This window comes from Allobosea sp. BE125 (assembly GCF_031456075.1).
Lineage (GTDB): Bacteria > Pseudomonadota > Alphaproteobacteria > Rhizobiales > Beijerinckiaceae > Allobosea.
Map to the genome: position 1 here is coordinate 431,716 of NZ_JAVDTY010000002.1, position 14,633 is coordinate 446,348.

The 14,633-nt window shown below is 65.4% G+C and carries 15 protein-coding genes and 2 tRNA genes; 10 read left to right on the forward strand and 7 right to left on the reverse strand.

Annotated elements, in window-relative coordinates; all coding sequences use genetic code 11:
- Positions 1–108: 108 nt before the first annotated feature.
- The 3 genes from J2Y55_RS07370 to J2Y55_RS07380 all read right to left on the reverse strand — a co-directional run bounded on the left by J2Y55_RS07370 (position 109) and on the right by J2Y55_RS07380 (position 2,681).
- On the reverse strand, positions 109–1,530 hold the full coding sequence (locus tag J2Y55_RS07370; RefSeq protein ID WP_310149961.1) for a TolC family outer membrane protein: 1,422 nt from the start codon (positions 1,528–1,530) through the stop codon (positions 109–111).
- Between the two features lie 162 nt (positions 1,531–1,692).
- The gene (locus J2Y55_RS07375; protein ID WP_310149964.1) at positions 1,693–2,334 is read right to left on the reverse strand and encodes a protein-L-isoaspartate O-methyltransferase family protein; all 642 of its coding nucleotides are present in this window, start codon (positions 2,332–2,334) and stop codon (positions 1,693–1,695) included.
- Between the two features lie 273 nt (positions 2,335–2,607).
- Positions 2,608–2,681 (reverse strand) — tRNA-Cys (locus J2Y55_RS07380).
- Between the two features lie 187 nt (positions 2,682–2,868).
- On the opposite strand from J2Y55_RS07380, the gene J2Y55_RS07385 reads away from it, so the two are divergent.
- The 3 genes from J2Y55_RS07385 (at position 2,869) to J2Y55_RS07395 (ending at position 4,156) form a co-directional block, all read left to right on the forward strand.
- Positions 2,869–2,943, forward strand: a tRNA-Asn gene (locus tag J2Y55_RS07385).
- A 224-nt stretch (positions 2,944–3,167) separates the two neighbouring features.
- Positions 3,168–3,524: a hypothetical protein gene (locus tag J2Y55_RS07390; protein ID WP_310149967.1), complete on the forward strand. Its 357-nt coding sequence runs from the start codon at positions 3,168–3,170 to the stop codon at positions 3,522–3,524.
- Between the two features lie 350 nt (positions 3,525–3,874).
- The gene (locus tag J2Y55_RS07395; RefSeq protein ID WP_310149970.1) at positions 3,875–4,156 is read left to right on the forward strand and encodes a hypothetical protein; all 282 of its coding nucleotides are present in this window, start codon (positions 3,875–3,877) and stop codon (positions 4,154–4,156) included.
- A gap of 108 nt (positions 4,157–4,264) precedes the next feature.
- Here the strand turns inward: J2Y55_RS07395 and J2Y55_RS07400 are convergent, their stop codons facing one another.
- Positions 4,265–5,638, reverse strand: coding sequence for a methyl-accepting chemotaxis protein (locus J2Y55_RS07400; protein ID WP_310149972.1), 1,374 nt, complete (start codon positions 5,636–5,638; stop codon positions 4,265–4,267).
- 167 nt (positions 5,639–5,805) lie between these two features.
- On the reverse strand, positions 5,806–6,612 hold the full coding sequence (locus J2Y55_RS07405; protein WP_310149975.1) for an SDR family NAD(P)-dependent oxidoreductase: 807 nt from the start codon (positions 6,610–6,612) through the stop codon (positions 5,806–5,808).
- 380 nt (positions 6,613–6,992) lie between these two features.
- Between J2Y55_RS07405 and J2Y55_RS07410 the strand changes: the two genes are divergently transcribed.
- The 4 genes from J2Y55_RS07410 to J2Y55_RS07425 all read left to right on the forward strand — a co-directional run bounded on the left by J2Y55_RS07410 (position 6,993) and on the right by J2Y55_RS07425 (position 10,922).
- On the forward strand, positions 6,993–7,721 hold the full coding sequence (locus J2Y55_RS07410) for an alanyl-tRNA editing protein (RefSeq protein WP_310149980.1): 729 nt from the start codon (positions 6,993–6,995) through the stop codon (positions 7,719–7,721).
- Between the two features lie 159 nt (positions 7,722–7,880).
- A complete protein-coding gene (gene sseA / locus J2Y55_RS07415; protein ID WP_310149985.1) occupies positions 7,881–8,738 on the forward strand; it encodes a 3-mercaptopyruvate sulfurtransferase in 858 nt (285 codons plus the stop codon).
- A 4-nt stretch (positions 8,739–8,742) separates the two neighbouring features.
- Complete coding sequence (locus J2Y55_RS07420; protein WP_310149988.1) at positions 8,743–9,276, forward strand: cupin domain-containing protein; 534 nt, start codon at positions 8,743–8,745, stop codon at positions 9,274–9,276.
- Positions 9,277–9,500: 224 nt separating this feature from the next.
- Positions 9,501–10,922, forward strand: a complete 1,422-nt coding sequence (locus J2Y55_RS07425; RefSeq protein WP_310149991.1) for a M20 family metallopeptidase — start codon at positions 9,501–9,503, stop codon at positions 10,920–10,922.
- Positions 10,923–11,190: 268 nt separating this feature from the next.
- Here J2Y55_RS07425 and J2Y55_RS07430 read toward each other — a convergent pair whose 3' ends face one another.
- Positions 11,191–11,391 carry a hypothetical protein gene (locus tag J2Y55_RS07430; protein ID WP_310149993.1) on the reverse strand — a complete coding sequence of 67 codons (201 nt, stop codon included), beginning with the start codon at positions 11,389–11,391 and terminating at the stop codon, positions 11,191–11,193.
- A gap of 70 nt (positions 11,392–11,461) precedes the next feature.
- The gene (locus J2Y55_RS07435; protein WP_310149996.1) at positions 11,462–12,049 is read right to left on the reverse strand and encodes a helix-turn-helix domain-containing protein; all 588 of its coding nucleotides are present in this window, start codon (positions 12,047–12,049) and stop codon (positions 11,462–11,464) included.
- A 161-nt stretch (positions 12,050–12,210) separates the two neighbouring features.
- On the opposite strand from J2Y55_RS07435, the gene J2Y55_RS07440 reads away from it, so the two are divergent.
- The 3 genes from J2Y55_RS07440 to J2Y55_RS07450 all read left to right on the forward strand — a co-directional run bounded on the left by J2Y55_RS07440 (position 12,211) and on the right by J2Y55_RS07450 (position 14,626).
- Positions 12,211–12,957: an ABC transporter substrate-binding protein gene (locus J2Y55_RS07440; RefSeq protein ID WP_404978859.1), complete on the forward strand. Its 747-nt coding sequence runs from the start codon at positions 12,211–12,213 to the stop codon at positions 12,955–12,957.
- A 266-nt stretch (positions 12,958–13,223) separates the two neighbouring features.
- Entirely contained in the window at positions 13,224–13,886 is a 663-nt protein-coding gene (locus J2Y55_RS07445) for an amino acid ABC transporter permease (protein ID WP_310149999.1), read from the forward strand.
- A gap of 8 nt (positions 13,887–13,894) precedes the next feature.
- Positions 13,895–14,626 (forward strand): amino acid ABC transporter ATP-binding protein, encoded by a 732-nt coding sequence (locus J2Y55_RS07450; protein ID WP_310150676.1) that lies wholly within the window; start codon positions 13,895–13,897, stop codon positions 14,624–14,626.
- The last annotated feature ends 7 nt before the right edge of the window (positions 14,627–14,633 follow it).

Here is a 14,633-nt window from a genome sequence, read left to right on the forward strand (position 1 = left end):
TCGATAGAATCAACGCTGCTCCAGCCCTGAGTATTTCACGGAGAGCAGCCCGAGCAAGGCGGCTTTTCAGCCGCCCACAAGAGAAATGCCCGCTGTTGTTATTCTGACTCAGCGCCCGTCAGGCGTCTGGGTGCCCCAGAGCAAGCCCTTGACCTGCTCATAATGCTTGCGCGCATCATAGGTCTCGGTCTTGAGCTTCAGCGTTTCGGACGAAAGCCGGCCGACCGCGGAAAGCACCGAGTAGGAGGCAACGACACGGTCGCGCTGCGCCGTGACCAGGGTCGAGCGCGCGCTGACGAGTTCTTGCTGCGCATTGAGCACGTCGAGCGTGGTGCGCTGGCCAACCTTGGCCTCCTCGCGCACGCCGGACAACGCGGTCTCTGCCGCCTGCACCTGCGCCTGGGCCGCGATGATCTGCGCCTTGGCTGCTTCGAGGCCGCCCCAGGCCGAAACCACCGCCGCGCGCACCGTATCGCGCTGCGTGTCGACGTCGATCCGGCGCTGGCCGGCCGTCTCCTTGGCCTGCCGTGTCCGCGAATAGACCTGGCCGCCCTCATAGATCGGGACGGTCAGCGTGCCGACGACGCTGGCGCTGGTCCGGTTGTCGCCGAAATAGGTCGAATCATAGCGCTGCTGGACGACGCCGCGCACGCCGAAGGTCGGGTAGAGGTCCGCTTCCGTGACCTTGACCTGCAATTCGGCGGCGTCGACGCCATGCAGCGAGGCGATGATCGAGGGATGCCCGGTCAGCGCGACGTTGAGCGCGGCGGGTAGCGTCTTCGGCAGCAGATTCTCGATCGGCCGTCCCGGTGCAAGCTGCTTGGGCTCGATGCCGACATTCTGGCGGAAGCGCGCGATCGAGGTCTTGAGGTTCGATTCGGCGAGAATCGCCTGCGACTGCGACGCCGACAGGCGCGCCTCGGCCTGCGCCACGTCGGTACGCGTCACCTCGCCGACCTGAAAGCGGTCACGGGTCTGGCGCAGCTGCTCTTCCAGAACCTCGACGTTGTTGCGGTTGAGATTCAGGATCGCGGTGTCGCGCAGCACGTTCATATAGGAGGTCGCGGCATCGAGCAGGACGTTCTGCTCGGTGTTGCGCAGCGTCGCGCGGGCGCCGAGCACCAGCGATTCTGCCTGGCTGACGGAGCTGCGCGTCTTGCCGCTGTCGAAGATGTTCTGGTCGATCTGCACGCCGCCGCCACGCGGACCGAGCCGGCTGAGCGTGTTGTTGTGAATGCCGCTCGTCGTGTTCTTGGCGGGAATGTCGCTCTCGGTAATGCTCGCGCCGATATCGGCCGAGGCCGTGATCCTCGGCCGGTAGCCGGAGAGCGCCTGCGGCACGTTCTCGTTCGTCGCCCGCAGCGAAGCACGCTGCGAATTCAGCGTCGGATTGCCCGAATAGGCCCGCGACAACGCCGCGTCCATGGTCTGAGCGCTGGCGGCGGCAGTGCCCCCAAACAGCAGCGCAACGGCGATCAATGCCGCAGCACCGAACTCAACCGACTTCTTATCGAACTTCTGTCTCGTCACCGGACGCCTCATGTGCGGACTGCTGTCACGCCCAGGCATCGCCCCAGCCTCGGCATAAATTTAAGAATCCTACATACCCGGAACCGGCGCACGCGCCAATGTCGGCTTGGTTGCAGAGCGGGTTTCCACTTCGCACTGCCGCAAAAATGCGACACCTGTCGTTCAGAAAACAAAAGCCGGCGCCTTGCGGAATTCCGCCAAAATCGGCGCCGCAGCGTCAAAAACCGGCCGTCCCGAGACGGTTTTCCCTGATTTCTGATAGAGTTTCACCCGTGCGGCGCGCCCGAGCCCCTCGACCGCGATGAGCCGGCCACCCTCGCGCAACAAAGAGAAAAGTTCGTCGGGCCCGGTCTCGCAGGCGCCGCCGACCAGAATCACGTCGAAACTGTGGTCGGCGGGGCGCTTGCCCGCCAGCGCAACAGTGCCGGCGTCGGCCCGCTTCAGGGCCGGGTCAGCCAGGGCGGCGGCCTCTGCATCCGGCTCCCAGAGCGTCGCAATCGCGCCCATGCTCGCCATCACGGCTGCGCCATAGCCTGTGCCGCCGCCATATTCGAGCGCGCTCTCGCCGGGCTGCAAGGCGAGCGTCTGGATCATGCGGATCACGACCATCGGCGTCATCAGCGCCCTCCCCGTGCCGGGCAACGGCACGGACTGGTCGAGATAGGCCAGATGGGACAGCGTATCGGGCAGGAAGGCCTCGCGCGGCACCGTATCGGCGGCCGCCAGGACGGACCGGTCGGTGATGTCATAGGTGCGCAATTGGCAATCGACCATCATGCGGCGCAGCGCGGCGAAACTGTCCATGTCCCGAAATCTCCGTCTGCGACACCGTGCCGGCAACCCGCGGCCGGCGCCATCGAAAGCGGGCCGATGCGCCATGGCCCGCAGCGGGGCCAAGCCTATCGACCGATCCGACAGCTTTTGTTCGAGGCCGCGTCAAAAGGCAAGACACGACGAGGAAGACGCAAGGAGGATACGACGCCATCAGAGCATGACGCGACGAGGGCTTTACGCGACGAGGACGTGGCGGCCGCCGGAGCGGGTCCGAAATCTCGTCGCGGACATGGTCTGGAAAATTGGAGGCCTCGCCCGGAATCGAACCGGGGTGCAAGGATTTGCAGTCCTCTGCGTAACCACTCCGCCACGAGGCCATCCCGATGTCCGCGCTGGCGGGACATCTTGCACGGCGTATAACCACATGCCGGGCCAGGCCGCAACCCATCCTCGCCAAGCCGCGCGGCATGTCCCTGGACAAATTGCTGAGCCGACGTTTTCCCGCCAACTTCGTCGCAAAGGGCTTGCGCGGTCCCGGTGGCATGGGTATACGGCGGCCACTGATCCCGGATAGCTCAGCGGTAGAGCAATCGACTGTTAATCGATTGGTCGCAGGTTCGAATCCTGCTCCGGGAGCCACCAATTTCGAGGGCTTGGGCGAAATCGCCCAGGCCCTTTTTGCTGTCGCATCGCACCATGGATGCACAGCCACAAGCAGGCAGCTGTGCCATCAATGTGATGCCTTCGCCACGACATCGTCACGAAATGGTCAGCCGCCATTCAGCCTCCGACCGCATTTGCGGTGTGAGTTAGGCCGTTCATCCGCAACTGATGGAGGAACGTCCATGCGCATGATCACAACCTTGGCCACCGGAGCCGCGCTCGCATTGTCCATGGCCGCCAATGCACAGACCCCCTCGGACCCGCCCAAGCCCAGCCGCCCATCGACATCTGCACCGCAAGCCCCATCGGCTCCACCGACGATTCAAACGGTCAACGTGGTCGACATCAGTGAATTGCCGGCGACGACTCAATCGCAGGTCACTGAGATCGTCGCCCAGCGTGGCGACGGCGAGCTGCAAAAGCTCCGGAGTTCGGTCGACTCCACGCCAACCATCAAATCGGCCCTGGAAGCCAAGGGACTATCCTCGACCCATGTCCTGTTCGCGCAGATGAGCGAGAACGGGCTGCTCACGATCGTCACCAAGAAGGCAGGCTGAGTCCTGCGGACAGCCCGGCGCTCGCTTGCGCCGGGCTTGTGATTCCCTGGCGCTCCGCCCGTGAGCAAGCGTCCGGGGGCACCGTCCGATCGTCCTGAGAATCCTCGTTTGGAAAACCCAGCCCTCATCCTGAGGAGCCGCGAAGCGGCGTCTCGAAGGATGCTCCAGATGGTTCCGGAGCCTCCTGGAGCATCCTTCGAGACGCGGGCTACGCCCGCTCCTCAGGATGAGGGCTCGGGAGGTCTGCATCCTCTCCCCTCCCTGAACGCAGCTGAACTTTTCCGTTCATCGGCAGTTCCGTGGCGCCCGGATAGATCGGAGCCATACCGTTCCATCGGAAGGAGACTTCAATGCGTAAATTGATCCTCGCCGCGAGCCTGGCGCTTGCTGCAGCGGCGTTCCTGCCCGCCATCGCCGAGGCCGCGCCGGCCTTCGCCTCGAGCCCGGAGGTCCAAGTTCCAGCAGGCAAAGCTCCGACCGGCGACATCCAGCAGGTCCAGTATCGCGACTGGCGCTATGATCGCCCGCGCCGCTACGGCCCTCGGGCCTATGGACGTCGTTATGGCGGCCCGCCGCCCTATTATGCGCGTCACCACCACCGCCGCTATTACGACCGACCCTATTACCGCTGATCGCCCAAGTTACCGATCGTCCAGATCAGCGATCGTCCAAGCCAGGCCGCGCCGCAGCACCATGCTGCGGCGCGGTTTTTTGCTGGCAAAAGCAGGATGAGAGACGGATCAGGCGGCGGCGACTGTCGCGCCGAGCTCGCCGACCAGGGCGCGCAAGGTCTCCGCGCTTCTGGCGAGACCGAGAGCCGTCGTCTCCACCCGGTCGATCGCCGCGATGGTTTCCGTCATGGCCTGGCTCGAGCGCCGCGCGCCGCTGACCACATCGGAGGACTGCGCCGAAATCAGGCGCGCGGCCTCCGAAATCCGGCCGGCCAGGCCGAATTGCGAGGCGAAGGTAACGACGGCCTCGTTGCTGAGACGCGAAATCGTCTCGACGCTGTCGGTGATGGCGTCGACGCTGCCGACGCAGCGCCGCGTCGCGGTCTCGATCTTCTCGATCTGCCCGGCGACGGCCTGGGTCGCGGTCCCGGTCTGCGCGGCCAGGTTCTTGACCTCATGGGCGACGACCGCAAAGCCCCTGCCGGCATCCCCGGCGCGCGCGGCCTCGATCGTGGCGTTCAGCGCCAGCAGATTGGTCTGGTCCGAGATCTGCTTGATGACGGCCACGATCGAGCCGACCTGTTCGATGACCCCGGCGAGATCGGCCATCGAATCCTTGATGTCGGAGGCATGCGCCACGCTGGTCGCCGTCGCCTCGGCCGCGCCGGACAGGCGCGCGCCCATATCGCTGGTGAGCTGGTGCAATTGGCTGGTCGTATCGGCGCTTTCGGCTGCCAGGCGGTAGGCCCTGGTCGACGCGACCTCGGCCTCGCTCGACTGCTCCAGCGTCGCTTGCGCCTTCTCCAGCATCTGCCGCGCCGCCGCGGTCAATTCGCGGGCGCTGCTTTCGAATGTCGTGCCGAGCACCTCCGTCCGCTGGCTGAAGGCCCTGAGCGCGCCATCGAGGGAGACATGCCGCTCGACGACGGCGCGGCGCGTCTCATGCTGCTCGACGGCGATGGCGCAGACCAGGTCGAAATAGAGAAGCCGCATCAGCAGGTCGACATCGCGCGGCGACACGACCTGTCCGAGCAGGCGCCGCATGCCGCGCCCGGCGCGCGCCTGCAGCAGCGGAAGCACCAGTTTCTGGCCGACTTGCAGTCGCGCCCTGGCGCCTATCATCGAATCGAACTCGACCTTCAGCATCTGTTCGAGGGAGACCAGATAGCTCTCGTCGAAACGCGCCTGGAACAACACGTTGAAATGCGACACGACCGCGCGCGTCAGCGCCTCGCCATGGATATCGAGCGAAGCCCGGCTCGATTTCAGATGGTCCCTGGTGATGCTGATATTGTGCCGGATAATGCGCTCGATGATGCGGCCAACTTCAGGCGCGAGCTGCCGCGCCAGGTCACGACACTCTTCGTCGATTCCGTAAAGCCGCAGGCGCGGCTCGATTTCATCGACAGTCGGAATCTGGATGTTACGCGAATCGAGGCGCATTCAGTGCAGGTCTCTCCAGAGAGCGGGAGAAAAAACGAGCGTTCAAAGCGCGCCATATCAGCGTTACGCTGGTTAAAATGCGATGAAATCACGAGCCGGCACACGGCGTTCCGCAGCCATGCCGGCAGCGGATTCAAGCTGATCCCGCAAATGCTCAGGCCAAGGAGTCAGTTTCTCGCGCGCCTCGTTGACTTGCCCCGGGGCGTCAACCGCGCCACGAGCCAGAAATAGGCGGGATAGGGCAGACAATTCACCGCCTTGGCGAACCAGGCCAGGCGCCGCGGGAAGGCGATCTCGAAACCGCCGCGCGCAAAACCGTCGACGATGCGCCGGGCCGCCTCCGCGAGAGGCATCAGCAAGGGCATCGGGTAGCCGTTCCCACGGGTCAGCGGCGTGTCGACAAAGCCCGGATTGACCAGTTGCAGCCGGATGCCGAGCCTGTCGCAATCGAATTTCAGCGCCTCGCAGAGATGGATCACTGCTGCCTTGGACGCGCCATAGGCTGCTCCGCGCGGCATGCCGCCATAACCCGCGATCGAGGCGTTGACGGCGATCTGCCCCCGGCCGCGCGGCGTCATGCGCTCCAGCACGGCCGCCAGCCCCTTGGCCACACCGAACAGGTTGACGGGGAAAGCCTGCTCAAGGGCCACAAGATCGAACGCGCCGGAACGGACGTGAGGGGCAATGCCGGCATTGAGGAAGGCGAGCGCGATCGGGCCATGCACGCTCTCGATTCCATCCACCACCGCCTGCATCGCGGCGGTCTCGGTCACGTCGCCGGCATGGGCAACGATGCGGCCGGGCAGTCCTTCCGCGCGGCGGGCGATATCCTCGAGCAGGTCGAGCCGGCGCGCGGTGATCGCGACGGTCCAGCCCCGCCGCGCCAGCTCGAGCGAAACCGCCTCGCCGATGCCCGAACTCGCGCCCGTGACCCAGGCGACGCCGTCCTTCGGCTGCATGCGCGGCAATGACATCGAGGCTCCCTGGCGCAACCGACGGATCATCGCGCTATCTAGAGATAGTTAGCGACCGTTTGGAGACGTGAGCCCTCATCCTGAGGAGCCGCGCAGCGGCGTCACGAAGGATGGCCCAGGAGGCTCTCGAAGCATCTGGAGCATCCTTCGAGACGCGGGCTACGCCCGCTCCTCAGGATGAGGGCTCGGGAGATTTCCAAACAGCCTCCGACAACCTCTAGTCCCTGCCGTCCTGCGACGGAAGGGCCAGGCGGAACGGCGGCGCGCTACCCCCAGGAAAGCCGCTTTATCCCCAGAGAAAGCATTCTGGCGCGGCCAGCCCAATCCGTGCAATCTCCGCACCCCGCGCCGACGAGGCGCGCCCCAGGGACGACCAGACCATGCCGACCGAATTGCTGTTTCGCCAGGACGCCTATCTGAGGGAGACGTCAGCGCGCGTTGAGGCCGTGAATGAGCGCGGCGGTGTCATCCTCGACAAGACGGTGTTCTACGCGACCGGCGGCGGGCAGCCCGGCGACGCCGGCAAGCTCGTTCGCGCCGACGGCAGCGAGATCGCGATCGGCACGGCGATCTACGATCCCGAGGACAAGAGCCGCGTGATCCACGTTCCGCTTGCAGGACAGCTTGAAGAACAGGCCGCCCCGCAGCCCGGCGAGACCGTAGCAGTCGTGCTCGACTGGGAGCGCCGGCTGAAGCGCATGCGCATCCACACCGCGCTGCATCTGCTCAGCGTCGTCTTGTCCTATCCGGTGACAGGCGGGGCGATCGGCGAAGGCGACGGGCGGCTCGATTTCGACATTCCCGAAGGCGGACTCGACAAGGCCGAGATCGCCGAGACGCTCAACGCGCTGATCGCCCGCAACGCCGATGTCACCGAGAGTTGGATCACGGATGAGGAGCTCGACGCCAATCCGGGCCTGGTCAAGACGATGTCGGTGAAGCCGCCGCGCGGCTCGGGCCGTGTCCGCTTGGTCGCCATCGGCGACATCGATCTGCAGCCCTGCGGCGGCACCCATGTCCGCAACACCGCCGAGATCGGCCTTGTCGCGGTCACGGATATCGAGAAGAAGGGCAAGCAGAACCGGCGTGTCCGTATCGCGCTCGCCTAGAGCATTTTCGAGCGAAGTGGACACCGGTTCGCTCGCGACAAACGCGAAGCGTTTGCGCGGAGAAAATGCGATAAAACAAAGATCTAGAAGTTGAGAGCATTGCTCTGAAGCCAGATCCAGCCGCCGATAAGCGGCCGCAACATCAAGGAAATGCCGATCATGGCCAGCGATAACGTCTTCGTCTCCACGGAATGGCTTGCCGAGCGCTTGAACGCGCCCGATGTCGTCGTGGTCGACGGCTCCTGGTACCTGCCCGTCCATGGCCGCGACCCGCATGCCGAATATGCGCAGCGCCGCATCCCCGGCGCGCTGCGCTTCGACATCGACACCGTCAAGGATACCAGCTCCGACCTGCCCCATATGCTGCCGCGGCCGGAGGCCTTCGCGGCGGCCGTCGGCGCGATCGGCATCGGCGACGGCATGCGCATCGTCGTCTATGACGGGCTCGGCCTGTTCTCGGCCCCGCGCGTGCGCTGGACCTTCAAGACCTTCGGCGCCAAGGACGTGGTCATCCTCGAAGGCGGCTTCCCGAAATGGCAGGCGGAAGGCCGCCCGGTCGAGGAAGGCCCGCCGCGCTCGCGCTCGGCCCGGACCTTCACCGCACGTCTCGACCATTCCGCCATCGCCGACGCCGACGACGTCGAGCGTGCGCTCGGCAGCGGCGCCATCCAGGTCCTCGATGCCCGTCCCGCCGACCGCTTCCGCGGCGAGGCGCCCGAGCCGCGCGCCGGTGTGCGCTCGGGCCATATGCCGGGCGCGCTCAACCTGCCCTTCCCCGCCATCATGCAGGACGGCAGGCTGAAATCGCCCGAGGCGATCGCGGCCGCCTTCGCGGAGGCCGGCGTCGATCTCGACAAGCCCCTGATCACGAGCTGCGGCTCGGGCGTCTCGGCGGCGATCCTCTCGGCTGCGCTGGAGACGATCGGCAAGCCGGCGCGCGCCATCTATGACGGTTCCTGGGCTGAATGGGGCTCGAGCGAGCGCCCGATCGCCACCGGCCCGGCCAGGAAGGGCTGAGATCATGTCCGGACACGACCATTCCCACGATCACGACCATCCGCACGACCATTCCCATGACGAGCTGCATTCCCATGACGAGCCGCGCTGGAAGCATGACGGCGTGCGCGTCATCACCGGTGACAAGCTCGACCCGAACACGGCGCAGACGCCGGGCATGTTCCGGCAGGCGGCGATCAACCACGCCCGCGTCGGCGCCCAGAAGATCTGGGCCGGCACGGTCTCGATCCAGCCCAACGCCAAGACCGGCGTGCATCACCATGGCGAGCTGGAGAGCGTGATCTATGTCGTGCGCGGCAAAGCCCGCATGCGTTGGGGCGAGCGGCTCGAATTCGTCGCCGAGGCCGGCCCGGGCGACTTCATCTATGTGCCGCCCTTCGTGCCGCATCAGGAGATCAACGCCAATCCCGACGAGCCGCTGGAATGCGTGCTGGTGCGCTCGGACAACGAAGCCGTTGTCGTCAACATCACCGATGTCGATCCGGTCGAGGCGCCGGAGGCGGTCTACTGGGTCGACCCGATTCACAAGCACCCGTGACGATCCACCGGCCTTCGTAGAGCGTCATTCTCGGGCTCGACCCGAGAATCTCATGACCAGCTGGCTGAAATCGGAGATGGTCGGGTCAAGCCCGACCATGACGCACCAAACCCGATCCCTACGCATTGACGTTGCGTCGGCTGGCATCGGCCATGCTTTCAGCAACTGGACGGGCGGCCGCCACCCGGCTCATATATCGCGACCTCATCAAGGCGAAAACGATCATGGACAACCGAAACGATCTCTGGCGGCATGTGGATGCGAGCAAGCAGCGCTTCATCGAACTCAGTGACCGCGTCTGGGGCATGCCCGAGGTCTGCTACACCGAACAGCGCTCGGTCGCCGAGCATGTCGCCGAGCTGAAGCACCAGGGCTTCAAGATCACCGAGAATATCGCCGAGATCCCGACCGCGGTGATGGGCGAGGCCGGCGAAGGCGGCCCCGTGATCGCGTTCCTGGGCGAATATGACGCCCTGCCCGGGCTGAGCCAGGAAGCCGGCCTCGCCGAGCATCGCGAGGTCGAGGCCGCCGGCCATGGCCATGGCTGCGGCCACAACCTGCTCGGCTCGGCGGCGCTGCTCGCCGCGACCGCGATGAAGAACTGGCTCGCCGAGAACAAAATCCCCGGCCGCGTGCGCTATTATGGCTGCCCGGCCGAGGAAGGCGGCGCTGCGAAAGCCTTCATGGTCCGCGCCGGCGCCTTTGACGACGCCGATGTCGCGATCACCTGGCATCCGTCGAGCTGGTGGGAGGTCGCCCCGCCGCTGGCGCTCGCCAACACCCGCGCCGATTTCATCTTCACCGGCCGCGCGGCGCATGCCGCCGCCTCGCCCCATCTCGGCCGCAGCGCGCTCGACGCCGTCGAGTTGATGAATGTCGGCGTCAACTACATGCGCGAGCACATGCCCAGCGATGCGCGCGTGCATTACGCCCTGCTCGACACCGGCGGCATCGCGCCGAACGTCGTCCAGGCCCATGCCCGCGTGCGCTATTCGATCCGCGCGCGCGATCTGCGCGGCATGCTCGAACTCGTCCAGCGTGTGAAGAAGATCGCCGAAGGCGCGGCGCTGATGACGGAAACCAAGATGGAGATGCGCATCATCAGCGCCGTCTCCGATCTGCTCGCCAACCCGCCGCTCGAACAGGCGCTGCACGGGATCATGGAAGAGCTCGGCCCGCCGCATTTCGACGACGCCGACAAGGCCTTCGCCGAGGAGATCCGCAAGACGCTGTCGCCACAGGAGATCGCCTCGATCTGGCGCACCATCGGCATGGACGATTCGGGCGCGCCGCTGGCCGATTTCCTCGTTCCGATGGACGCCAAGCGCAACCCCGCCATCGGCTCGACCGATGTCGGCGATGTCAGCTGGGCCGTGCCGACCGTGCAGGCGCATGCGCCCACCGTCGCTGTCGGCACGCCGTTCCACACCTGGCAGGTGGTCTCGCAGGGCAAGCAGCCCGCTGCCCACAAGGCCATGATCCATGTCGCCAAGGCGATGGCGGCGACGGGTGCGGCCGTGCTCTCCGACCCGGCGCTGATGGCGGCCGCCAAGGCCGACCACAAGAAGCGCCTGGGCAAGGAAGGCTACACCTCGCCGCTGCCGGCCGAGGTCAAGCCGCCGCTGAAGATGTCGCTCGGCGGCTGAGCGCCACCCTCTCCAACCGTGACGTCATCCCGGATCTCCGCCTCACGGCATCCGGGATGACCGGCGAAACAAGGTGCTGGGCCGGTTGGGTCTGTTCGGGCTCAGAGCCTGTTTGGAAACGTGAGCCCTCATCCTGAGGAGCCGCGGTACGCGGCGTCTCGAAGGATGCTCCAGATGGTTCGGGAGCCTCCTGGAACATCCTTCGAGACGCCATTTCCGAGGAAATGGCTCCTCAGGATGAGGGCTCGCGGAGTTTCCAAACGGGCTCTCAGCCTTGCGGTCGCCCCTTTGAGCGCCCAGCGATGGCCGCGATCGCCGCCGCGATGATGAAGACGAAGCCCAGCGCGCCATTGAGCAGGTCGGCCCAGCCGGGGCCGTAGGAATCGCCCAGCGTGGTCAACGGCTTGGCCAGCCCCGTGAGGACACCGAGCAGGATCAGGATCAGCGGCAGGATCGCGCTTTTCGCCATGGGTTTCAGCTCCGACCGTTGCTTGCCGATCCCCGACCAGCGTCTCGTTTCCCGTTGAGCGCAGCCGCCTTTACAGGCTGGTGACCCAGAGCACCCGCGTTTCGCCCTCCGCTGCATTGGCGAAGCAGTGCGGGCGCGAGGACAGGAAGCGGAAGCTGTCGCCCTCCAGCAAGGTCCAGCTCTCGCTTTCGACCTTGAGCAGCATGGCGCCTTGCATGACGAGGCCGGCCTCCTCGCCCTGATGCGTATAGAGCTCGTCGCCGGTGCTCGCGCCCGGCTCCAGCTCGACCATATAGAGGTTGAGCTTCGAGCTCTCCGAAAGCGGGGTCAGCAAATGCTTGCGGATGCCCGAGCGCCAGAGCTGCAATTCGCTCCTGTCGGCGCCGCGGACGATGGTCGCGGGCTGGTCCTGCGGCGGCGCGCCATTGGGAAAGAGATCGGCAAGCCCGACGCCGAACGCATCCGCCATGCCGACGAGCACGCGCAGGGTCGGCGAGGACAGGCCGCGCTCGATCTGGCTGAGGAACCCGATCGACAGATTGGTGCGGGCGGCAAGATCGACCAGCGAAAGCCCGCGCGCACGCCGCAATCTGCGTAAGCCCGCGCCGATCTCGTGGTCGACCGGCTGGCTGGCTCCGCTGGCGGCAGGGGCGCTCATGAACTCTCCATCTCCGCCTCTATTTCATGCACATGAAATCGCTTGCGGGCAAGTTTGTCCTATGCTCGTATCTTCACGCACATGAAAATCATGGCCGGACGCGCTAGCCAGCGCGCCGTAAGCGAGGGGATATCGCGATGGAACGTCGGACCTTCCTGTCCATGCTGGCCGGCAGCGCCATGGCTGCGGGCATCCTGCCCTCCGGAATCCTGCCCGCCCGGGCGCAATCCGTGCTCAAGGTCGGCTCGACCCCGACAGGCAGCCCCTTCACCTTCCTCGACACCAAGACCAACACCATCGAGGGCGTGATGGTCGACCTGGTCAAGGCGATCGCCGCGGTCTCCGATTTCAAGGTCGAGGTCGAGGGCATGCAGTTCTCGACGCTGATCGCTTCGCTGACCAGCAATAAGGTCGATATCGTCGCCGCCGCGATGTACATCACCCCGGTGCGCAAGGAAGTCATCGACTTCTCCGACCCGATCTACACCTATGGCGAAGGCCTGATCGTACCGGCCAGCGACACCAAGGACTACGTCACCCTCGAGGATCTGAAGGGCATCACGATCGGCGTGCAGATCGGCACGGCCTATGTCGATGTGCTGCAGAAATCCGGGCTGTTCTCCGAGGTCAAGCTCTACAAGACCCTGCCCGACATCCTCGCCGACGTGAACGCGGCACGCGTCCAGGCCGCCGTCTTCGACCTGCCGATCATCGCCTACAACCTGTCGCAAGGGCAGTTCCCCAAGGTCCGGATCGTCAAATCCTACAAGCCGGTGATCTCCGGTTCTGTCGGCATCGGCGTGCGCAAGAGCGACGGTGAATTGCTCAAGAAGATCAACACCGGCCTCGCCAAGCTCAAGGCCGACGGCACCGTCGACAAGATTTTGGCGAAATGGGGCCTAGCCTGAGCGGCCTCGCCGTTTTGCAATGGAACTACGCCGTCATTCCGGGCGCGGCCCTCGGGTCCGATCTTCGATCGGCCCAAGGATAAACTCCACGCAGAACCGGGTTCTGAGGCGCGTCATGGTCGGGCCTGACCCGACCATCTCGTAAACCAGAGCACTCTGGTCATGAGATTCTCAGGGCACAAGCCCGAGAATGACGCTCCAGATGGATCCCGGACAGCCCGAGATCGCCAAGCCCCTTCCAGATTCACTCCGACCATCAGAACCCCATGCAGACCTTCCTGCGGGATGCCGCCCAGTTCCTGCCTCTCCTGCTCCAGGGCGTGAAATTCACGCTGATCGTGGCGCTGGGCTCGCTTGCGCTCTCGACGGTGCTCGGCCTCGTCTGGGCCTTGATGCGGGTGTCAGGCATCGGTTGGCTCGGGACCATCGCGAAGGTGATCGTCAACACGCTGCGCGGCATCCCCATCCTGGTGCAGCTCTTCTACATCTACTTCGTCCTGCCCGAATTCGGCATCGCGCTCTCGGCCTTGCAGGCCTCGATCATCGGCCTCGGCATTGCGTACTCGGCCTATCAATCCGAGAATTTCCGCGCCGGCATCGAGGCTATCGACCATGGCCAGGTCGAGGCGGCGCAATCGATCGGCATGGGCTGGGGCCTGACCATGCGCCGCGTGATCCTGCCGCAAGCGATCCGGCTCGTCCTGCCGCCCTACGGCAACATCATGGTGATGATGCTGAAGGATTCCTCGCAAGCCTCGACCATCACGGTCGCCGAACTGACCTTGCAGGGCACTTTGATTGCCTCCTCGACCTTCAAGAACATGACCGTCTATTCGCTCGTCGCCCTGCTCTATCTGGCCATGTGCCTGCCACTGATGGGCTTCGTCAGCTGGCTTGAACGACGCTTCGGCAAGGGGACGCGGCGATGAGCGCTCCGATGATCGAGATCACTGGCGTCACCAAGAGCTTCGGCGCCTTCCCGGTGCTCAAGGGCATCACGGCCAGCGTCGACAAAGGCGAAGTCGTCTGCCTGATCGGGCCGTCGGGCTCTGGCAAATCGACCATCCTGCGCTGCATCAACGGGCTCGAATCCTATGATGGCGGCACGATCAGCATCGACGGCGCCCGGGTCGAGCGCGACAAGCCCTCGATTATCGGCATCCGCACCGCAATGGCGATGGTGTTCCAGCGCTTCAACCTGTTCCCGCACCGCACGGCGCTGGAAAACGTGGTCGAGGGCCCGATTTTCGTGAAAAAGGAGCCGCCGGCCCAGGCGATGGCGCGGGGCCGCGAATTGCTCGCCCGCGTCGGCCTTGCCGACAAGGTCGACGCCTATCCCGGCCAGCTCTCGGGCGGCCAGATGCAGCGTGTCGCCATTGCGCGCGCACTCGCCATGCAGCCCAAGGCGATCCTGTTCGACGAGCCGACCTCGGCGCTCGATCCCGAACTCGTCGGCGAGGTTCTGCAGGTGATGAAGAGCCTCGCCGAGGACGGCATGACGATGCTCGTCGTCACCCATGAGATGGGCTTTGCCCGCGAGGTCGCCAACCGCGTGCTCTTCCTCGATGGCGGCGTCATCGTCGAGCAGGGACCTGCCCGCGATGTGCTGGGCGCGCCGAGCCATCCGCGCACCCAGGACTTCCTGCGGCGTGTGCTCAAGCCAATCTGAAGGAGGC

Coding starts and splice junctions, on each gene's coding strand:
- J2Y55_RS07375 (WP_310149964.1), bottom strand. CDS start 2,334: ATGGACAGTTTCGCCGCGCTGCGCCGCATGATGGTCGATTGCCAATTG.
- J2Y55_RS07395 (WP_310149970.1), top strand. CDS start 3,875: ATGCGTAAATTGATCCTCGCCGCGAGCCTGGCGCTTGCTGCAGCGGCG.
- J2Y55_RS07400 (WP_310149972.1), bottom strand. CDS start 5,638: ATGCGCCTCGATTCGCGTAACATCCAGATTCCGACTGTCGATGAAATC.
- J2Y55_RS07405 (WP_310149975.1), bottom strand. CDS start 6,612: ATGTCATTGCCGCGCATGCAGCCGAAGGACGGCGTCGCCTGGGTCACG.
- J2Y55_RS07410 (WP_310149980.1), top strand. CDS start 6,993: ATGCCGACCGAATTGCTGTTTCGCCAGGACGCCTATCTGAGGGAGACG.
- sseA (WP_310149985.1), top strand. CDS start 7,881: ATGGCCAGCGATAACGTCTTCGTCTCCACGGAATGGCTTGCCGAGCGC.
- J2Y55_RS07420 (WP_310149988.1), top strand. CDS start 8,743: ATGTCCGGACACGACCATTCCCACGATCACGACCATCCGCACGACCAT.
- J2Y55_RS07425 (WP_310149991.1), top strand. CDS start 9,501: ATGGACAACCGAAACGATCTCTGGCGGCATGTGGATGCGAGCAAGCAG.
- J2Y55_RS07430 (WP_310149993.1), bottom strand. CDS start 11,391: ATGGCGAAAAGCGCGATCCTGCCGCTGATCCTGATCCTGCTCGGTGTC.
- J2Y55_RS07435 (WP_310149996.1), bottom strand. CDS start 12,049: ATGAGCGCCCCTGCCGCCAGCGGAGCCAGCCAGCCGGTCGACCACGAG.
- J2Y55_RS07440 (WP_404978859.1), top strand. CDS start 12,211: ATGCTGGCCGGCAGCGCCATGGCTGCGGGCATCCTGCCCTCCGGAATC.
- J2Y55_RS07445 (WP_310149999.1), top strand. CDS start 13,224: ATGCAGACCTTCCTGCGGGATGCCGCCCAGTTCCTGCCTCTCCTGCTC.
- J2Y55_RS07450 (WP_310150676.1), top strand. CDS start 13,895: ATGATCGAGATCACTGGCGTCACCAAGAGCTTCGGCGCCTTCCCGGTG.